General features: G+C 32.7%; 19 protein-coding genes. 8 read left to right on the top strand and 11 right to left on the bottom strand.

Going from position 1 to position 19144, the window contains the following annotated elements:
- Positions 1-2 precede the first annotated feature (2 nt).
- The 6 genes from K5V07_RS10005 to K5V07_RS09980 form a co-directional block, all read right to left on the bottom strand.
- A complete protein-coding gene (locus tag K5V07_RS10005) occupies positions 3-2363 on the bottom strand; it encodes a GAF domain-containing protein (RefSeq protein ID WP_221917364.1) in 2361 nt (786 codons plus the stop codon).
- Between the two features lie 147 nt (positions 2364-2510).
- Positions 2511-3569: a nucleoid-associated protein gene (locus tag K5V07_RS10000; protein WP_221917362.1), complete on the bottom strand. Its 1059-nt coding sequence runs from the start codon at positions 3567-3569 to the stop codon at positions 2511-2513.
- A 44-nt stretch (positions 3570-3613) separates the two neighbouring features.
- The gene (locus tag K5V07_RS09995; RefSeq protein WP_221917361.1) at positions 3614-3973 is read right to left on the bottom strand and encodes a four helix bundle protein; all 360 of its coding nucleotides are present in this window, start codon (positions 3971-3973) and stop codon (positions 3614-3616) included.
- A 77-nt stretch (positions 3974-4050) separates the two neighbouring features.
- Entirely contained in the window at positions 4051-4590 is a 540-nt protein-coding gene (locus tag K5V07_RS09990; protein ID WP_182650312.1) for a hypothetical protein, read from the bottom strand.
- A gap of 246 nt (positions 4591-4836) precedes the next feature.
- A complete protein-coding gene (locus K5V07_RS09985; RefSeq protein ID WP_221917360.1) occupies positions 4837-5232 on the bottom strand; it encodes a hypothetical protein in 396 nt (131 codons plus the stop codon).
- A 70-nt stretch (positions 5233-5302) separates the two neighbouring features.
- A complete protein-coding gene (locus K5V07_RS09980; protein ID WP_221917359.1) occupies positions 5303-5866 on the bottom strand; it encodes a sugar O-acetyltransferase in 564 nt (187 codons plus the stop codon).
- 286 nt (positions 5867-6152) lie between these two features.
- Here K5V07_RS09980 and K5V07_RS09975 point away from each other — a divergent pair, with 286 nt between their 5' ends.
- The 6 genes from K5V07_RS09975 to K5V07_RS09950 all read left to right on the top strand — a co-directional run bounded on the left by K5V07_RS09975 (position 6153) and on the right by K5V07_RS09950 (position 12055).
- Complete coding sequence (locus tag K5V07_RS09975; protein ID WP_221917358.1) at positions 6153-8312, top strand: TonB-dependent receptor domain-containing protein; 2160 nt, start codon at positions 6153-6155, stop codon at positions 8310-8312.
- 280 nt (positions 8313-8592) lie between these two features.
- On the top strand, positions 8593-9213 hold the full coding sequence (locus K5V07_RS09970) for a hypothetical protein (protein ID WP_221918175.1): 621 nt from the start codon (positions 8593-8595) through the stop codon (positions 9211-9213).
- A 53-nt stretch (positions 9214-9266) separates the two neighbouring features.
- A complete protein-coding gene (locus K5V07_RS09965; RefSeq protein WP_221917353.1) occupies positions 9267-10598 on the top strand; it encodes a 2TM domain-containing protein in 1332 nt (443 codons plus the stop codon).
- A complete protein-coding gene (locus K5V07_RS09960) occupies positions 10589-10903 on the top strand; it encodes a 2TM domain-containing protein (RefSeq protein ID WP_144892736.1) in 315 nt (104 codons plus the stop codon). Before K5V07_RS09965 ends, K5V07_RS09960 begins: the two co-directional genes overlap by 10 nt.
- 2 nt (positions 10904-10905) lie before the next feature.
- Positions 10906-11214, top strand: coding sequence for a 2TM domain-containing protein (locus tag K5V07_RS09955; protein ID WP_144892734.1), 309 nt, complete (start codon positions 10906-10908; stop codon positions 11212-11214).
- 73 nt (positions 11215-11287) lie between these two features.
- The gene (locus K5V07_RS09950) at positions 11288-12055 is read left to right on the top strand and encodes a LytTR family DNA-binding domain-containing protein (protein ID WP_182650300.1); all 768 of its coding nucleotides are present in this window, start codon (positions 11288-11290) and stop codon (positions 12053-12055) included.
- A gap of 105 nt (positions 12056-12160) precedes the next feature.
- Here the strand turns inward: K5V07_RS09950 and K5V07_RS09945 are convergent, their stop codons facing one another.
- The 5 genes from K5V07_RS09945 to K5V07_RS09925 all read right to left on the bottom strand — a co-directional run bounded on the left by K5V07_RS09945 (position 12161) and on the right by K5V07_RS09925 (position 16556).
- Positions 12161-12343, bottom strand: a complete 183-nt coding sequence (locus K5V07_RS09945; protein ID WP_086453503.1) for a CsbD family protein — start codon at positions 12341-12343, stop codon at positions 12161-12163.
- A gap of 239 nt (positions 12344-12582) precedes the next feature.
- Positions 12583-13356, bottom strand: coding sequence for a CDP-alcohol phosphatidyltransferase family protein (locus tag K5V07_RS09940; protein WP_182650299.1), 774 nt, complete (start codon positions 13354-13356; stop codon positions 12583-12585).
- A gap of 52 nt (positions 13357-13408) precedes the next feature.
- On the bottom strand, positions 13409-14431 hold the full coding sequence (locus tag K5V07_RS09935) for a heme A synthase (protein ID WP_221917351.1): 1023 nt from the start codon (positions 14429-14431) through the stop codon (positions 13409-13411).
- Positions 14432-14491: 60 nt separating this feature from the next.
- Positions 14492-15919 carry a CCA tRNA nucleotidyltransferase gene (locus tag K5V07_RS09930; RefSeq protein ID WP_221917349.1) on the bottom strand — a complete coding sequence of 476 codons (1428 nt, stop codon included), beginning with the start codon at positions 15917-15919 and terminating at the stop codon, positions 14492-14494.
- A 67-nt stretch (positions 15920-15986) separates the two neighbouring features.
- On the bottom strand, positions 15987-16556 hold the full coding sequence (locus K5V07_RS09925; protein ID WP_221917348.1) for an L-threonylcarbamoyladenylate synthase: 570 nt from the start codon (positions 16554-16556) through the stop codon (positions 15987-15989).
- Positions 16557-17110: 554 nt separating this feature from the next.
- Here K5V07_RS09925 and gmd point away from each other — a divergent pair.
- A complete protein-coding gene (gene gmd / locus K5V07_RS09920) occupies positions 17111-18202 on the top strand; it encodes a GDP-mannose 4,6-dehydratase (protein WP_182652024.1) in 1092 nt (363 codons plus the stop codon).
- Positions 18203-18216: 14 nt separating this feature from the next.
- Entirely contained in the window at positions 18217-19134 is a 918-nt protein-coding gene (locus K5V07_RS09915) for a GDP-L-fucose synthase (RefSeq protein ID WP_221917347.1), read from the top strand.
- Positions 19135-19144 lie beyond the last annotated feature (10 nt).

Genomic DNA, 19144 nt, shown 5'->3' with positions numbered 1-19144 from the left:
CATTAATTCCCTTTATCTAAATTATTTTCATAAAAGTCATAACTAGAATTAACTTGAGTTTGGCTCGTATTACTTACTTTAACACGTATTGCTCTCAATCCAGATACACCCTGTAGCTCTTCAACTTCAAATTGTTCGATGCCGGGTTCAAGTATTTTTTTGAATTGCAGAAACTTAATGTAGTTGAGATATTCTGTTTCTTCGTTATTGTGTGAGTATACAATAGTTATTTTCTCTTTTTCGGTAATTCGTTCAGAGGTTCCTTTTATATGCGCTTTATCAATTCGTTTTTTAACTACTTCATATCGGGCATTATAGGTGCCGTCTACATCAAAACGTTTTTCGTCCATTCTAAACCGTATAGAAATAGGAGAGCTAAAAACTAGAATTAGCGATGTTACATCTAGTTCATAAGGCAGTGAATATTTCAATTGATGGTGCTCTTTTTCCATTTCACATAAAGTTTGCAATTGCCACAACCTTAAATTGTGCAAATACAAAGTATCGAAAGTTTTGTTTGGTGCAATGGTAGCGCCTATGTATAAGTTGTGTTCTACGCCATCCGTTTTAAAACGCTCGTAATAATGCGGATAGATTTCTTGCGCTTCAGTTTGTTTTTTGTCAAGGATTGAAGCTAGTTTTTTATTGATAATGGATATTGCATGATCAAATTTTTTCCTAGCATGATAAAACATTCCTGTTTTAGGATCTAGGCTATTAAAATATTTATTTTCTAAAGTGTTGCCATCATTAGCTTGTATAGTATTCTTTAAAATAGGATGAATTTCATTTTCTATATACAGTTGTATTTGTTGTTCTGTATCAGCTTTTAGCGGAGCATCTAGTTGCGTTAATAATGTTTGTAATTCAAAAGTGCGCTGCTCAGACAATACTAAATTGGTGTTGAATCGTTGATTTTCAAAAATTTGAATCAACGCGTTCAATTGATTTTTTAAATCCTCTATTACAGTTTCATTTCTATGATTAGAGGATCCTTTGATGTCAATTTGTCCATACAAAGGATAGACTTCTTTAAAAATAATTTCTTTAAAATTGTAGTCTTTAGTTTGAGTTTTAAAATAAGTAACCGCTTCTTTTTTGAATTTCCAGTACACACTTGGGTGAATGGCAGTGTATTCCCGCTGAATTATGGCTTCAATTTGATTTTGCATGTCATTATTATACCGTTCCAAGGTATCAACAACATAAGGTAAAATCATATTTAAATTATTGACATTAATGCTGTTTAACGCTCTAGATTTGCTAGAAACAAGCTCAATAATACCTAATAATTTACCATTTTTTATTACTGGTGCTAGTATGCAACTTTTGATTTCTAGTGATAATAAATAGTTTCCTAGTTTTTCATTGTTTAAATTCTGAGCAAATTCTTCAACATTTGAAATGATAAAAGGTTTGTTTTGATTTAGAATACTCTCTAATGAACATCCAAATAGGGAATTATTACAATCCACCTCTGGTAAATCTTGGAGTACGAAACTTCCCGTGACATCATAAGGGGGTTTGACAAATTTTTGCTCCTCTTCGTCAAACATTATAAATCCAACTTTTAAGTCTGAGATTTTAAAAATTGAACGAAAGATACCTTCAAAATCTCCTGGATCTTCATTTGGTTCTGTTTTGGTTTTTAAAAGATTACTCTTTAAGTTTGATACCGCATTTTCAATTGTAGCATCAAACAAGGATACAATTCCAAAACCTTTCAGGATCCAACTTTCTTTAGGGAATTTTTGTTTCCATAATGCAATGTCATTAAAGTTATCCATTAACAAATCTATTTCGTTAGTAGTTAATGGGATAACATCTGCAGTTGGAATGATTTCCATAAAATCAGCATTGTACAAAATTCGATAATGCTTCATAATCCCATTTTTATCTGGAATATCATAAAACAAAGGCTTGTTGTATTCAAAATTTTGTTTGTAAAACGAATTTAAAATTAAAATACAACTCATGACATAAAATTGATCTTCATCAAAATCTCTAATGGTCATGTCAAAGGGTGTTCCTGCATTTTCTATTATTTTTTGAAAACGCTTAGAATAATTAAAAGTGAAATTTTGAAACGGAATAGTTACAGCTTTGATTTCATTTTGAGTCAATACCGTAGGAAATAAATCTGCGAGTATGTTTTCTAATAATTCTTTATTTTTAAAAATCATTTCAAAATCCTCAATCCCTGTTTTAAACTCAGGAAATGGTGCCATTTCTTTTAGCAATGCCTTGGCGTAATTAGCTCTATAATCTATAGGGCTATTAGCAATTTCCTCCAGCCCATCAATGAGTTTATGAAACGAAATAAGAGTTTTGAAAGGACTTTCTTTGAAAAAAAATTGTGGCATTTAGAACTGATTTTTGAATCTGTAAATTTAGGAATAAAGTAAGTTTCAAAGACTCGTTTTTTTCTTTTATTTCACAAATCAAAAGGCCCACTATTACGGTTGTAATGGCGGACCTTTTGATAAAATCTTACTAATAAATTAATGCTATTAACTTTTCTCCTCTTTGTTAAAGTATACTAAGTAGTAGTACATTTGTTTTTCTTCATCCCATCCTTTTTCTACAAATTTCTCTGCACTTTCGGGATTAATAAAGTCCATTTTGATTTGGATATGAGTATCTAAATTGATGACATTTTTTATAGATTTTCGTGCATCAGACACTGCTGCATTGGCAATAGGGAAGGAGGTAACATCCTCTATACTGTATTTTTCTCCCTTATCGCTTTTATAGTTTTTGAATTCAGGTATCAAATCTGGATTGTCTAAAACTTCATTCAAAAAGTTAGTCTCTTCAAACTGATCGTTTTTTGCAAAATAATTCACAGATCGGTTCATGAACATCACTTCTTCCTTTTTATCCTCAGCCGGAAAAACAACATCTTTAGCAAAATTTTGACAAAACTTCAAATATTTTTTAGTGATAAAGTTCTCGTCCTCAAAAGCATCTACTGATAAAAAATGCTCTAACCAGTATCTTGCATCGTAACGATTGCTGTCTACTGTAAGAATTTTATAACCTTCTTCTTTTTTGTGATTAAAAATAAGACAACCTTTGTCCAATTTGTTTAAGCTCACTCCTTGTTGTAAAATCATTTCCAATTGAGAAGCTTTCTCTTCAAATTGTAAAAAATCAGCTTGAATTTCACTCTTGAAAATTCCGATAGCATCCACAACATTGTTATCTATGTTGAGGTTCGTCAAGTACGTTACATACACTTCCCCATTTTTAATATGAGGGTGATTAGACTGCTCAAACAAATGCGTGGTGATTTTTTTTGAAACCTCGTGTACACTGTTCGGATTGTCAAAAACTTCAGTGGCATATTTAAACATGTCGTTGTAGTCTAAGTCAATCTCATGAGCAAATTGATAATAATTTTCTTCTTTTTCTCGAAAAGGTTTGAAGAAAAATTCTTTCATCAAAGGCACAATTTCATCATTAAGATTAAAGGGCTGCTCTGATAAAAAAATAGCTTCGTTTCTGCTTTTATTTCCCACTCTATGAATGGATAAATTTTCGATGTGTGTGTTATATAGGTTGATCATTTTTTTTGAGGTGCTAAGTGAAAAGTTGCTGAGTTACTGAGGTTTTAATCTCTTTCTTTTATTTTATTGATGAACGAAACCAGCATTCGTTCAATTTCTCGACTATCTTCGTACAACGTAGTGAATTCATCTTCGTTTAAATAGTCTATGTTTTTTGCGATTTCTATTTGTGTTTGTAATTCAAATAATGATCCAATTGCAATATTTAAGAAACGTAAATATTCTTTACTACTATCTCTTCCAAACCCTTCGGCAATGTTGCTCGGAATTGGAACTGAGCTTCGTCTTATTTGTGATGTTAATGCAAATATTTCTTCTTTTGGAAATTTCTTGGTTGAATTATAAATTTTAGTTGTTAATGACATTGATTTTTGCCAAATCAGTAGGTTTCTAAAATTGCTCATGGTGTGAAAATAATAAATTAAATTTATGTATGAACTTAGTACCTCAGAACCTTAAATGCTTAGAACCTTACTACAAACTAATTCCAATTCTCTTCAAAACCATAATCTTCAAAACTGTCATCTCCTTCAAACATGTCTAAATCATCCTCATCTAAACCGTCTTCAAATTCATCATTATAATCATCAGCATTATCAGATTCAAAGTTTTTTTCCATTGCTTCATCTGGCATTTCTCCATGAGAGAAAATAGTTTCAGGATATGTATTTCCAACAACTTGATCTTCAATTGCGGCAAGTTCTACAAGGAACGTCCACATGTTAATGAAGTCATATACATAAAGGATTTTTGTATTCACCTTATCTAAAATATCAGATAATTGGTAATCACTCATGATTTTTTGTTCACCGGGAACATCGCCGATATCAAACATCGGAATCTCTTCTTCTTGATTCCACGTTTCATCACACGTATAAAAAGAAGCAACCTCCATCCCGTCAAAACCAAAGGAATTGAAAATAGCATTATGCAAATCTTCTAAAGTATCGTCTTCAAGTATTGCAATGTCTCTAAAAACATCCTCTTCCGCGTCTAGAATTACCCTAAATTTATAAACCATAATCTTTGTTTTTATTGAAAGGTCAAAGGTAAAATTTAATTTCAGTTTTCGATTTTAGTTTTTCGATTTGTTGATAAGATTTTTATTTTGCTTGTTATCTTGGTATCCGAGGCAACTACATTTTTGCTTTTATTTTTTTGGATAAAAACTGCTTTTATCAGTTGTGAAATTGAACTAAATAAGGATTGGTTCCTTTTCAGTTTATGCCATAAAAAAGCCCAATCAGTTGATCAGGCTTTCGGTTTTTTATTTTTTTGAATCGGAACACAAACCAACTATATCATGAAAGATATCGTGGAGCCCCGTTATCGATTTTACAATTTCAGCATCTGTACCTTTATTTGTAACAAGTTGGTGTAAAGATTTACTTTTGGCTTGTAATCGATTTACTAATTCAGTAATGATTTCTGTTCTAAATTCTGCAGGAATATCAGTTTTTTGCACTTTCGTAGCTTTTGCTAATAACTCTGCTGAGCGTGCTTTTATAGGAGCCAATTTCCCCTCCTCGGCAGGATGAAAGGTCTCTGATAATACTCCGTGAAATTCTTTTATGGCAGGCCATTTATCAAAAGTAGATTGTGCTGATACTGAGTTTGCAACAAAAATAAGGGCCAAGACTAGAAATGTTTTAAGGTGTTTCATGATGTTTTTTTTAAATGTATAAACAAATATAGTAAAATTTATTTTGGGTAATTAGCTTTGATACCTTTCACTAAACATTCAATTTCCGAATCACTTTTGCTGGATTTCCCACCGCCAGTGAATTATCTGGAATGTCTTTTGTCACTACAGATCCTGCGCCAATTACTGAACCTTTTCCAATAGTAACTCCGGGACATATCACCGTATTGCCGCCTATCCAGCAATCATCGCCTATCGTTATTGGTAAAGCATTTTCATGTGTTTTTCGCAATTCAGCATCAAGCGGGTGCGTGGCCGTATACACTTGCACATTAGGCGCAAAAAAAACATTCGAACCTATTACAACAGGTGCGCTATCCAGTACCACACAGTTCACGTTAAAGTATACGTTATCACCACACGTTATATTGTATCCATAATCACAATGAAAAGGAGGTTCAATATATAAATTAAAACCCGCATTAGGAATCAATTCCTGAATGATTTCGCGCGCTTTTTTAGTCATCCGATACTCCGTTACGTTCAAGCGGTGCAATAATAACTTCGCACGTCGGCGTTCTTTTATCAACACAGCATCACCAGATAAATAGTATTCGCCAGCAATCATTTTTTCTTTTTCCGTTTTTGGTTCCATCTTATGTTTTTTATTTTGGGCATGCCCGATAGTCTCGTCCCAAAAAACGAGACTATCGGTCGGGCTATTCGCTACAATCTTTTATAGCCCTTTTTGCAACGGGCTATAAAAGGATTTTCACTACTATCCCTCATGCATTTCTACTTGTTGTAGCCTTTTGTTAATTTGTAAAAGTACTCCAAAATTAAAAACAGTACAACTCAGCATCCATTTTCAACAGTTCAGTAAGGTTCTGTTTTCAAACCTTTTTTTCTCAGATACATTTGCTTCATAAAAACCAATAATTATGAAAACTACAGTCACATTGTTATGCTTACTAGTTACAACACTTCTTTTTTCGCAAAGTACAATTTCTGGTAAAGTAGTAGATGAAAAAGGAAAACCCGTTGCAGGGGCGAACATTTTTATAGAAGGAACCTATGATGGCGCCACAAGTAACGAAACAGGTAGTTTTAGTTTTACAACCACAACAACAGGAAATCAAACTTTGGTAGTGAGTTTTTTGATTTATGAAACCTCAAAAACAGTAATTAATGTGGCTGCATTTGTTGATAAAACCATTAAACTAAAAGAAGGTGTGACAGCTCTTGATGCTGTTATTATTACCGCTGGAACATTAGAATCTGGAGACAAAGCAAGAGTTTCGGTGTTAAAACCCTTAGACATTGTTACTACAGCAGGTTCTGCAGGAAATATAATTGCAGCTTTACAAACCTTGCCGGGAACACAAACGGTAGGCGAGGACGGACGATTGTTTGTTCGTGGTGGCGAGGCTAATGAAACCCAAACTTTTGTTGATGGGATTCGGGTAGCGCAACCTTATGGCGCAAGTACTAATAATTTGCCTACTCGTGGCCGATTTTCTCCATTTTTGTTCAACGGAATATCATTTTCAACAGGTGGTTACTCTGCAGAATATGGTGAAGCTTTATCGAGTGTGTTGTTACTTAATACTCAGGACGAGCCGGACCAAAATAAAACAGAAATTAGTTTGATGACTGTAGGATTGGGAATTGGGAATACCCAAAAATGGAAAAAAAGTTCCCTGAGTGTGAATTCAAATTACATTAATTTGGCTCCATACCAAGCTGCGATTCCTCAAAACGTAGATTGGAACAGTCCTTTTCAGTCCCTTTCTGGAGAAACGGTGTATCGTTATAATTTTAACAACGGAATTTTGAAAGTATATGCCGCTTTTGATGCTTCCAAATTTGATGTCAATCAGGAAAATATCAATGCTCCTGAGAAAATTAGAGTGGATTTAAACAACAATAATTTTTATTTCAATACGTCTTACAAAGGAGTTTTTGGGAATAACTGGCAGCTAACTTCTGGGTTGAGTTATGGCTATAGCAATAATAAAATTAATTTGAATATTGATAAAGTGGCAAACGATGAAAATGCGGCCCATTTGAAATTCAAACTAAGAAAAAGTTTTTCAGAAAGGATCAAACTTTCCTTTGGGGCTGATTATTTTATGACGCAGTTCAACGAAGATTTTAGGGATAATTCAGGTTCGGTTTTCACCAATGTATACACTTCTAACATAGCGGCTGTTTTTAGTGAAGTTGATGTTTTATTTTCAAAAAAATGGGCAGCAAAAGTAGGGTTAAGGGCAGCAAATAATGATTTACTAAACGAAACGGCTATTACACCCCGAATTTCATTTGCTTATAAAATGGCCAAAAACAGCCAGTTTTCATTTGCTTATGGCAATTTTACTCAAACTCCAAGCGCAGATTACATCAAATATGCGAGCAACAATCAATTTGAAAGCGAAAAAGCATCGCATTACATCTTAAATTTTCAGTACAACAAAAACGGAAAAACATTTCGTGCCGAAACCTATTACAAAGAGTATAGCAATTTAGTGAAATTTAATACTGAAACACCTTTGTATAATTCGACTTTCAATAATTCAGGTTTAGGATATGCAAAAGGATTGGACTTGTTTTGGAGAGACGGAAAATCAATTAATAACTTAGAATACTGGGTTTCCTATTCGTACATCGATACGGAGAGAGATTATAAAAATTTTAGCGCTCAATTGACCCCAAGTTTTGTTGCTGATCACAGTTTGTCTATTGTTACAAAATATTTCATAACAAACTGGAAATCACAAATAGGATTTACGAATTCTTACAGTTCAGGTCGCCCGTACAACAACCCAAATGAAACAAAATTCATGAATGGAAAAACCAAAGCATACAACAGTTTGAGTTTTAACTGGGCCTATTTATTGAGTCCACAAAAGATTTTGTATTTCTCAGTTTCGAATGTTTTAGCTACTCAAAATGTTTTTGGGTATGAGTACGCCAAGAATCCAAACAGTGCTGGAATTTACAACCGTAGAGAAATTACTCCCACAGCAGATCGTTTTTTCTTTGTCGGTTTCTTTTGGACCATCAGCAACGATAAAAAAGACAATCAATTAAGGAATTTATAAATACAGTCATAATGTCCTAAAGTCAAAGGTCTAAAGTCCTTATAGATACATACGTTTGTTACTTTAAGACTTTCGACTTTAAGACTTTCGACTAAAATTAATACAACTCATCCATTAAAAACTACAGTTCGGTAGGAATCAATTTTTAAGCTGCTAAAAGCAATCTACTTTTGAAATGTAATTAAAACAAAGCGTTTCAAACATCATATCAAATAATCTTAAAATCAAAAAAATTATGAAAGCAACAGTTAACACAAAACCAATTAAAACCTTAAGAATTATGACTAAAATTATCGTTACCATCGTATTGTTTATCAGTTCTTATGTATCGGCTCAAGGCCAATTTGAGCAAGGTATGGGCAAAGCACTTCAATTATGGGGTGAAGGAAAAAGTACCGAAGCATCGGCTTTATTTGAAAGAATTGCTGCCGCCGAAAAATCTAGCTGGTTGCCTAATTATTATGTGGCATTGGTAAACACAAATGCTGCTTTTGCAACAAAAGATAAAGAACAGGTAAGTTTACTCCTAAATAAAGCACAGAAAGCAGTAGATATTGAAATGGATAAAAATCCGAATAATGCTGAGTTGCTTGTAGTTCAAGCCATGATTCATACCGCCTGGATTGCATTTGACCCCATGACAAACGGACAAAAATTAGCAGGACCCGTGATGCAATTGTACGGAAAAGCTCAAGCAATTGCTCCAGAAAACCCAAGAGTGGTGTTTTGTAAAGCTGAATTTGAAATAGGCGGAGCGAAATTCTGGGGAACCGATACCAAACCAATGTGTGCGCAAATTGAAAAAGCTATTGGACTTTTTGCTACTTTTAAACCTGAAACAGTTTTTTCACCTTCATGGGGATTAGAGAGAGCTCAATTTGCTCAAAAAAATTGTAAATAATATAAAAACGATTGACGTTGCTGAATCTCGCTTCATACAAAACAATACTTAAAATGAACATACTTTATAAACAATTGCAAAAAGTAATTAAACTCACCGTGTTGATATTTGTTATTATGCAAATCATCAACATAGTCATGGGGAGCACTGTAAAACTAGATCACCATTTAGTAACCCAGTTCTTGTTTACCGCCCTCTATACGTTTTCCCTTTATGCGGCAAATGCGGTTTTGTTTGTAAAATTAGACTCTTATTTTACGGATCGTTTTTCAATTAAGAGATTAGTGGCGGGTTTTATAGGTTCCTTTTTAGTCTCGTTGCTGGTTATTTTCTTGATGCATGTTTTTGAAGTTGTAGTTTTCGAAAATCAAACATTTGAATACTTTTTGGCAAACGAAAAACCGTCAAAATATGTATTTGCAATCATTATTACTTTTTTCATCACGCTTTCGGTTCACGCGATTTCGTTTTACAAAGCGTACAATGAGAATAAAGTTAAAGAACAAAAAATTATTGCAGGTACAGCCAATGCCAAATTCGAAAGTTTAAAAAACCAAATTGATCCGCATTTTTTGTTCAATAGTTTGAATGTTTTGAGTTCTTTGATTGAAGAAAATCCAGATAATGCCCAACGATTTACTACTTCTTTGTCTAAAATATACCGCTACGTTTTAGAGCAAAAAGACAAAGAATTAGTAAGTGTAGCCGAGGAATTGGCTTTTGCCAAAACGTATATGAATTTATTGAAAATGCGTTTCGAGAACAGCATCACCTTTCATTTACCAACTGATTTTGATAATTCAGAAGCTAAAGTAGTGCCATTATCTTTACAGTTATTACTCGAAAACACCATCAAGCACAACGTAGTAAGTGAGAATAAACCATTGCAAATTACCATATTCATTCAAGATAATTACTTGGTAGTTCAAAATAATTTACAAAAAAAAGAAGTATTACAAGACCGTCAAGGAGTAGGATTGCAAAACATTGTAAGCCGATATGCCTTGCTATCAAAAAGAAAAGTTTTAGTAGAACAAACGGAAACAGACTTTAAAGTACTGATTCCGATTTTAACCAAACAAATAGCCGCTATGGAAATTAACACAATCAGCAACGAAAATTTAGCCTACGCAAGAGCTAAAGAAAGAGTAGAAAGATTAAAAGGATTTTATGGGAACTTAATTTCGTATTGTATCGTGATCCCTGTTTTGATTATTATTAACCTGAGTTCGCCACATCCTTTTCAATGGTTTTGGTTCCCGCTTTTGGGCTGGGGAATGGGATTAACGTTTCATGCACTCGAGACCTTTGGTTACGGCAAAAATTGGGAAGAACAAAAAGTTCAAGAAATTTTAAACAAAAACAAAACAAACAAATGGAACTAAATAAACCAAACAATAGTGAATTTGAGCAATATCAAATCGCTAAAAAGCAAGTTGAAGAGTTAAAAGGGTTTTATTCGCACCTTGCTTCATTTGTACTTGTAAATGGAATTCTAATCTTGATTAATTTTAGATATTCTCCAAACCATATATTTTTTCTTTGGACCTTTGGAAGTTGGGGTATTGGACTTTTATTTCACGCCATCAGAGTCTTTAATTGGCTTCCATTTTTTGGTCGGAATTGGGAAGAAAAAAAACTAAAACAATACATTCAAGAAGAAAACAATAAAACAAATACCTACGAATAATCATGACAACAAACGATCAATTAGCATACGATAATGCACTTAAAAGAGTTCGAAAAATTAAGGGGTTTTATACGCACCTTATAGTTTACATCGTTATCAACATTATGATTGTAGTGTTGAATACACAAAACCTTAAAACTGGCGAAAGCTATTTTCAATGGAATAATTTTGCCACTGCTTTATTTTGGGGCATTGGATTAGCGTCTCATGGTTTATCTGTGTTTTTGCCTGCAATAGTTTTAGGCCGAAATTGGGAAGAACGCAAAATAAAAGAGCTTATGGAAAAAGAGAAAAACAATAAATGGGAGTGAAGCAAGCATTCATTCACAGTTTTCAACCAAACAAAAACCGCAAACGATTCAATTAACAAATTACCAATAGTAAATGACAACAATAATTATAGAAGACGAAAAACCAGCTGCCAGATTACTGCAAAGAAAACTTGAGAAATTAAGTTTAGCGGTTGAGGTAATGCTTCATTCTGTAGAAGAAGCATTAGAGTGGTTTTCTAACAACGAACATCCTGATTTGATTTTTCTGGATATTCAACTATCGGATGGATTGTCATTTGAAATTTTTGAAAAAGTTGAAATTAAAAGTGCTGTAATTTTTACAACGGCTTATGATGAATATGCATTGAGAGCTTTTAAATTGAATAGTATTGACTACTTGTTGAAACCTATTGATGAAGATGATTTAGAAGTGGCTGTTGCCAAATTTAAATCGCTTTTGCCTAAGCAAGAAGTAGCTGTTCAAAACCTCGCTATTGATTTTGAACAAATCAAAAAAATGCTGGCTAACCCTTTTGAAAAAAACTATAAAAAGCGTTTTACGGTAAAAATAGGGCAACATTTAAAAGTGATTTCTATAGATGAAATTGAATGTTTTTTTAGTGAAAATAAAGGAACCTACATTCACACGTATGATAACAGAAATTATTTAATTGATGTTACGTTAGAAAATTTAGAAGAAGAATTAGATCCAAAAGATTTTTTCAGAATTAGCAGAAAGTTCATAATTCCCATGAAGGCAATCAAAGAAATTGTTCTTTATAGCAATTCCAGATTGAAAGTTATTTTGCCAACTTACAAAGAAGATGACGTTATTGTAAGTCGTGAAAAAGTATCTGATTTTAAGACTTGGATAGGATAAATTTGTAGTCCTAAAAAAAGTGTTTGTAGTACTGTTTTTAAAAAGAATTCAAATCAAGAATATTTTAAAAATAGTACTATAAACACTTGTTCATATAATCAAAAACTAGTCAAGTAAAGATTTAATTTCTTTTTCTGTCTTGCCTAATTTTTGTTGTAATTTACCCCACATTACATCTTCTTTACCTTCTTCATACAATAAATCATCTTCGGTAAGATCAGCAAATTTTTGTTTTAGTTTTCCTTTCAACTCATTCCAGGTTCCTTTAATCTCATTTGAATTTGGCATAATATCTAAGTTTTAAATTACTATTTGTTCTTCACAAATTTGGTGAATTTAAGCTGCTTGAATGTTATACAATTCTTTAAATGTATTGCATAATTCCAATAGCAATTAGTATTTAATAGTCGCTACTAAAATATATTGAATTGAAATAAAGGTGTTGAATTAGAGCTGTAAGTGTTTTGTTTTAAAATAATGGTAACGTGGCATTTAAGTAATCGGTATAGATGTTGTCTATGGTGGGTTTATACCTTGAAAACAAGTTTTCTAATACCTATTAATACTAAAATGAAGGAAGTATAAAAGATAAAGAAAGGAATGATGTACTCAATGCAATCAAGAGCAAGTAAAGCTGCAATAAGTAATAATTGAAAGCCTAATCCGTAAATTGAAAGCAAGGTCATAAACCAGTTTGGGAACGTTTTTACCTTGTAAGCATCAGGATCAAGAGCATGAATTATTTTATCAAAAACTCCATAAACTACAGTGTAGATGGTAAATAGAATATCAACTGATTTTTGACTTTCTCCTGGTAATGCACGCGGAGATTTATGTTCAAAAATTTTACTCGTTGTATCTCCTCCTACTGATTTTGTTCGTAAAATAACATAGTAATAATTGTATAATGTGCCTTGTAATTGAATACCAATAAACGCTAAAATTGTAGGAAGTAAAGTAGTTTTAGAGACATAGCAAATAGTCATTAAAAATAAAAAATTCAATATAATATCAAACACACTGTCAAGATATCTACCCGTGTAAGAAGGTGTTTTTTTTAATCTGGCAAGCTCACCATCGGCAGCATCAATTCCTGATTTTAAGAGTAAAAAAAAGGCCGCCCAAAAGTAATGTCCTTGCAAAATACTGTAAATGGCAAGTAGTCCAGAAATGCCAAAAAGGAGTGTAACATGAATGGGAGTGAAGCGTGTATCTTTTAATTGGTTGGCAAGAAATCTTCCGAAAAATCTCCCGTAATCTGATAAATCTAAAAATTTATCTTGAGCTGCAAGTTTAGACATTTTAATAATTAGTAAGCAAAAATAGATGTGACAATATAGTCAAGGACGGATTTTAAAGTTGTTTTTTTCTTTGCAAATAAGACTCTAAAACCAGGTAAAATTGAACCCCAAAAAGTAGGGTTGCTATAACGATATGGATAGTTTGTGTACCAAAAGGAAAATCAAAATAATACATACTTATACCAGTAATAATTTCGACGAAAAGCAAAAACATAACCCAATTTTGTTTGCTCGCATTTAGATTTAATTTCCTGTTTATGAAGAATAAATAACCGTTGAGCGCAAACACAAGTATCGAAAAAGATCTGTGAATGTAAAATACAACAGTTGGATTTTGGAGCCACATGACCTCTGGAGCTCCTGTTTTTGAAATAATATCTACTTGTTCTCTAACATCTGTACCCAATACAATTTGAACAAGAGTAAGAACTAGTGCTAAGAGTAAAAAGGCGTTAAATTTGGTATTAAAAGTAACAGTTTTGTTATTTGTTTTCACGCTGTAAATAACCACAAGTTGAATCGCTAGAATTAACAAAGCTGCCAGCATGTGTGTGGTAATTTTATACGGACTGAGTACAGAATCTACCACTGTTTTACCGAGCCAAGCCTGAAATGCCATCAATAAACAGACTATAAAAGATAAGTAAATAAGGCTCTTTTGTTTTTTTCTATAACTAAAGGAGAGAACCAGTGTTACTATACAAGCTATGCCCGCTAACGCCCCTAGTAGGCGGTTGATGTATTCAACCCAAGTATGAATGGGATTAAAAATTGCATAATCGTGTTTTTGATAAGGTGTCCAATTAGATGTTTCAAAATTTTCTTTAGCAACAAAATCCTCTTTAGCAACTAATAACGATTCTTCTTTTATGATTACTTGTCCTCTATTATACTCCTTATTCGGTGTAAAAAGAAGCTCTTTTTGGTCTGTTGGTGGAATGTAATACCCAAAACATTTAGGCCAGTCTGGGCAGCCCATTCCTGAACCAGTTAATCGAACAAAGGCACCTGCAAAGATGACTAGATAAACTAAAACGAGAGCTATTTTTGCGGATTTTAGAAAGTATTTTTGCACAGGAATTCTATTTTGTTGTAAAATTATCTCATTTCTATGGAGTAGGTCACTAGACAATAGTTAAACTTTGACTAAACCTAATTTAGATGCTTTTTTTAGCATAAAATCAAAAGCTGCATCATATTCGTTTGGGATTTCACCCTCAAGAATTGCCTCTTTTATGGCTTCTTTTATGAGGCCAATTTCCCTAGAGGGTTTTATGTTAAAATGCTCCATAATTTCCTCACCAGATATTGGCGGTTGAAAATTACGTACTTGATCACGTTCCTCAACTTCCACAATTTTTTTTCGAACTATTTCAAAGTTTTTGTGGTACTTTTTAAATTTGTTTGGGTTTTTTGTTGTGATATCCGCTTCGCACAGTGTCATTAAGTTTTCTACGTCCTCACCAGCATCAAACACCAAGCGGCGCACAGCAGAATCTGTAACCGTGTCTTGTGACAAAACAATTGGACGCGAACTCATCATGACCATTTTTTGAACAAACTTCATTTTATGATTTAATGGCATGTGCAAACGTTCAAATATTTTTTTTGCCATTTTTCCTCCTAGGAATTCATGTCCGTGAAATGTCCAACCTTGTTTTTTATTAAAACGTTTTGTTGGAGCTTTTCCTATATCATGCAATAATGCAGACCAGCGGAGCCAAACGTCATCCGTATTTGGGCAAATATTGTCAACCACTTCCAGCGTGTGGTAGAAATTATTTTTGTGGGTGTGACCTTCTATTTCTTCAACTTGATTCAAAGCCGTTAACTCGGGAAGAATAATGTTTAAAAGTCCTGTTTTGAACAAATGTAAAAATCCTATTGAAGGTTGATCTGTTGAAAGTATTTTATTCAATTCGTCTACTATACGTTCTCCTGAGATAATTTTGATTCGCTCTGCATTCTTTGTGATGGATTGAAACGAATTTTCTTCTATATCAAAGCCCAATTGGTTCGCAAAACGAATGCCCCTCAACATACGCAAAGGATCATCAGAAAAAGTAATATCTGGATCCAAGGGTGTTTTAATTATTTTGTTTTTTAAATCTTCAAGACCGTTAAAGGGGTCTAATAATTCTCCAAAATTATCTTTGTTCAAAGCTAAGGCAAGCGCATTGATTGTGAAATCGCGGCGGTTTTGATCGTCTTGAAGTGTACCGTTTTCAACAATAGGATTGCGACTATCAGACTGATAGGATTCTTTTCTAGCGCCTACAAATTCGATTTCGGTGTCTTCAAAGCGCAACATTGCCGTTCCGTAGGTTTTGAAAACCTGAACCTTTGGCTTATTTGGTAGTAATTGAGATACTTTTAAAGCCAACTCAATTCCGCTGCCAACGGCAACAATATCAATGTCTTTTTTAAAGTCTCTATTCAAAAGTAAATCTCTAACAAAACCACCAATTACATAACTATCTACGTTAAGTTCTTGAGATGCTTGTGAGATAACTTTGAAAATTTTTTTATTTAAGGCTTCTTTATATGAAGTTTTAATGCTCATTTTAAAAATGTTTAAAGTCTAAAGTCTAAAGTTGTTAAACTGAAAACTAGAAACTGAATACTGCAAACTATTTTCGAATTACTTTCACCTGAGAATCGTTCGTCAGTTTTATAATTGTCGAAGGTTTACCGGCGATTTTTTCGCGATGCAAATTTACAACATAGTCCACACCTTTTATAATTTCTGGACTAATATCTTTAAATGCAATAGGAGTAGGTTGTCCGGAGATATTTGCTGATGTTGAAACCAGTGGCTTTCTCATCTTTTCCATCAATTTGAAGCAAAATGGCTCTTTTACAATACGGATTCCCAATGAGTTGTCTCCTGAAACTAAATTTGGAGCTACATTTCTTGGTTTGTCTAAGATTATGGTCGTAGGTTTTTCGGAAAGATCAATAATTTGCCAGGCTACTTCAGGAATATCCTTAAAAACATTGTACATCATTTTTTCTCCGTTCATCAAAACAATCATGCTTTGAGTTTCGGCTCTTTGTTTGAGTTTGTATATTTTGGCAACAGCTTCAGGATTTGTGGCGTCGCAACCTATGCCCCAAACGGTGTCTGTTGGGTATAAAATAATACCTCCTTCTTTTATTATTTCGAAAGCGTTATGTATTTCTTCGTTATGATTTTCCATTTTGATTTAAAATATAAGTGACAATTTTATACTTCGCAAAGGAACGAATAAAAATTATTATTATACTATAGGTCTCTTCCGCTATTGTATTATAAGTATAACATCATAAAAGGAAATATAAGATTTTCATAAATATAAAACTACTTGGTTAAAATTTTTTGATGTTGATTTAGTAAAATATGTATGGTATTTAATAAAATGTTTACACAGATTTTTTTTTAGTTATTATGATAATTTTTAGTAATAGTGATGAAATATTCTCAAGTAGATTAGTTTTTATTAGTTTAAATAGGTATCTTTTTGTTATTTATTAAAATTGTTTCTTTACTAAATAAAACTACATTTGCGTAATTGTTAAATTATTTATTTAGATGAAAATTATTGTTAAATAAATGTTTTAATTTAAAAAAGCATTCTTATAATTTTTTTGTAATTTATTTGACATGATTATTTACGAAACGTTATTTGTTTAGTACAATTTCTAAAGTTGCTTGTAATTAATTTTATGAAATTGAGATTAAATATAGAAATAGCAATAAAAAAAATATAAAAATATGAAAGTAGCATTAGTAACAGGTATTACGGGGCAAGACGGTGCATATTTAGCTGAATTATTATTGTCTAAAGGTTACATGGTTCACGGTATAAAAAGGAGAAGTTCTTTATTTAATACACAAAGAATTGATCATATTTATGAAGATCCTCATGTGGATAATCAGCATTTTAAATTGCATTATGGTGATTTGAGCGATTCTACAAACTTGATTCGTATTATTCAAGAAACACAACCGGATGAAATATATAATTTGGGTGCAATGAGCCACGTAAAAGTGAGTTTTGATATACCAGAATATACAGCAAATGCTGACGGAATTGGTACTTTAAGAATCCTTGATGCTGTAAGGTTACTAGGACTGACTGATAAGACAAAAATATATCAAGCATCAACATCAGAGTTATATGGATTGGTTCAAGAAGTTCCTCAAAAAGAGTCTACACCTTTTTACCCTCGTTCTCCGTATGCTGTTGCAAAGCTTTATGCCTATTGGATTACAGTAAATTATCGAGAAGCATATAATATGTTTGCGTGCAACGGTATCTTATTCAATCATGAAAGTCCTTTAAGAGGAGAGACCTTTGTCACTAGAAAAATTACGCGTGGAGTAGCTCAAATGGCATTAGGGATGCAGGATACATTATATATGGGTAATATAGATTCTCAAAGAGATTGGGGGCACGCCAAGGATTATGTAGAGGCTATGTGGTTGATATTACAGCAAGATATACCTGAGGACTTTGTTATCTCTACAGGTGTAACAACCACAGTTCGAGAGTTTATTACAATGGCCTTTAGGGAAGTTGGAGTAGAATTGGATTTTAATGGAGAAGGTATTAACGAAACGGGTACAGTAAGATCTACTTCTAACCCAGATTATACTTTTAAAGTAGGACAAATTGTTGTTAAAATTGATCCTGTTTATTTCAGGCCAACAGAAGTTGAATTGCTAATTGGAGATAATACAAAAGCAAGAACAAAATTAGGTTGGTCTCCAAAGTACACCTTAAATATGTTGGTTAGCGAAATGATGCAATCTGATTTAGAAATTTTTAAAAAAGAAAAATATTTTAAAAATTTTAAACAATAGTTATTCAAAAAAATATGAAACTCAATTCAAAAATATATGTAGCTGGGCATCGTGGGATGGTAGGTAGTGCAATTGTTAAAGATTTAGAAAATAAGGGATTCACTAATATTATTACTAGGACGTCAGTTGAACTTAACTTAATCGATCAAAATGCTGTAGCCCGTTTTTTCGAAATCGAAATGCCGGAGTACGTTTTTCTTGCCGCTGCAAAAGTGGGTGGTATAATAGCTAATAATACCTACAGAGCTGATTTTATTTATGAAAATATTCTCATTCAAAGTAATGTCATTCATCAAAGTTATAAAACAGGTGTAAAGAAATTGCTTTTTCTTGGATCTACTTGTATTTATCCAAAAATGGCACCACAACCTTTGAAAGAAGAGTACCTCTTAACAGGGATTTTAGAAGAAACGAATGAACCGTATGCTATTGCAAAAATTGCAGGTATAAAAATGTGTGACGCTTACCGAGATCAATACGGTTGTAATTTCATATCTGTAATGCCAACCAATTTATACGGATTTAATGATAATTATGACTTGCAAAATTCTCATGTATTACCAGCATTATTGCGAAAATTTCATGAAGCAAAACAAAACAATGAAAAAGAAGTACTTGTTTGGGGGACAGGAAATCCATTAAGAGAATTTTTACACGCATCAGATATGGCCAATGCTTGTGTGTATTTAATGCAAAATTATAATGATAAAGGATTTGTAAATATTGGCTCGGGTAAAGAAATTTCTATTTCTGATTTAGCATTTTTAATAAAGGATATTGTTGGTTTTAAAGGTAATGTTGTCTTTGATGTTACAAAGCCTGACGGTACACCTAGAAAACTTACTGATACGACTAAATTAAATAGTTTGGGTTGGAAATATTCTATCGAACTTAGAGAAGGAATAACGAAAGTTTATAATGAGAAATTTTAATTTAATTCAG

Origin of the sequence: Flavobacterium sp. CHNK8, from assembly GCF_019774515.1 — a bacterium.
Lineage (GTDB): Bacteria > Bacteroidota > Bacteroidia > Flavobacteriales > Flavobacteriaceae > Flavobacterium > Flavobacterium tiangeerense.
This window is presented reverse-complemented; position numbering and strand designations above follow the sequence as displayed.

Bases quoted from the DNA above. Each gene is read 5' to 3' on its own strand.
- K5V07_RS09975 (WP_221917358.1), top strand. From the start codon at position 6,153: ATGAAAACTACAGTCACATTGTTATGCTTACTAGTTACAACACTTCTT.
- K5V07_RS09930 (WP_221917349.1), bottom strand. From the start codon at position 15,919: ATGAGCATTAAAACTTCATATAAAGAAGCCTTAAATAAAAAAATTTTC.
- K5V07_RS09925 (WP_221917348.1), bottom strand. From the start codon at position 16,556: ATGGAAAATCATAACGAAGAAATACATAACGCTTTCGAAATAATAAAA.
- K5V07_RS09955 (WP_144892734.1), top strand. From the start codon at position 10,906: ATGACAACAAACGATCAATTAGCATACGATAATGCACTTAAAAGAGTT.
- K5V07_RS09990 (WP_182650312.1), bottom strand. From the start codon at position 4,590: ATGGTTTATAAATTTAGGGTAATTCTAGACGCGGAAGAGGATGTTTTT.
- K5V07_RS09970 (WP_221918175.1), top strand. From the start codon at position 8,593: ATGACTAAAATTATCGTTACCATCGTATTGTTTATCAGTTCTTATGTA.
- K5V07_RS09950 (WP_182650300.1), top strand. From the start codon at position 11,288: ATGACAACAATAATTATAGAAGACGAAAAACCAGCTGCCAGATTACTG.
- K5V07_RS09945 (WP_086453503.1), bottom strand. From the start codon at position 12,343: ATGCCAAATTCAAATGAGATTAAAGGAACCTGGAATGAGTTGAAAGGA.
- K5V07_RS10005 (WP_221917364.1), bottom strand. From the start codon at position 2,363: ATGCCACAATTTTTTTTCAAAGAAAGTCCTTTCAAAACTCTTATTTCG.
- K5V07_RS09980 (WP_221917359.1), bottom strand. From the start codon at position 5,866: ATGGAACCAAAAACGGAAAAAGAAAAAATGATTGCTGGCGAATACTAT.
- gmd (WP_182652024.1), top strand. From the start codon at position 17,111: ATGAAAGTAGCATTAGTAACAGGTATTACGGGGCAAGACGGTGCATAT.
- K5V07_RS09940 (WP_182650299.1), bottom strand. From the start codon at position 13,356: ATGTCTAAACTTGCAGCTCAAGATAAATTTTTAGATTTATCAGATTAC.
- K5V07_RS09960 (WP_144892736.1), top strand. From the start codon at position 10,589: ATGGAACTAAATAAACCAAACAATAGTGAATTTGAGCAATATCAAATC.
- K5V07_RS10000 (WP_221917362.1), bottom strand. From the start codon at position 3,569: ATGATCAACCTATATAACACACACATCGAAAATTTATCCATTCATAGA.
- K5V07_RS09915 (WP_221917347.1), top strand. From the start codon at position 18,217: ATGAAACTCAATTCAAAAATATATGTAGCTGGGCATCGTGGGATGGTA.
- K5V07_RS09995 (WP_221917361.1), bottom strand. From the start codon at position 3,973: ATGAGCAATTTTAGAAACCTACTGATTTGGCAAAAATCAATGTCATTA.
- K5V07_RS09965 (WP_221917353.1), top strand. From the start codon at position 9,267: ATGAACATACTTTATAAACAATTGCAAAAAGTAATTAAACTCACCGTG.
- K5V07_RS09985 (WP_221917360.1), bottom strand. From the start codon at position 5,232: ATGAAACACCTTAAAACATTTCTAGTCTTGGCCCTTATTTTTGTTGCA.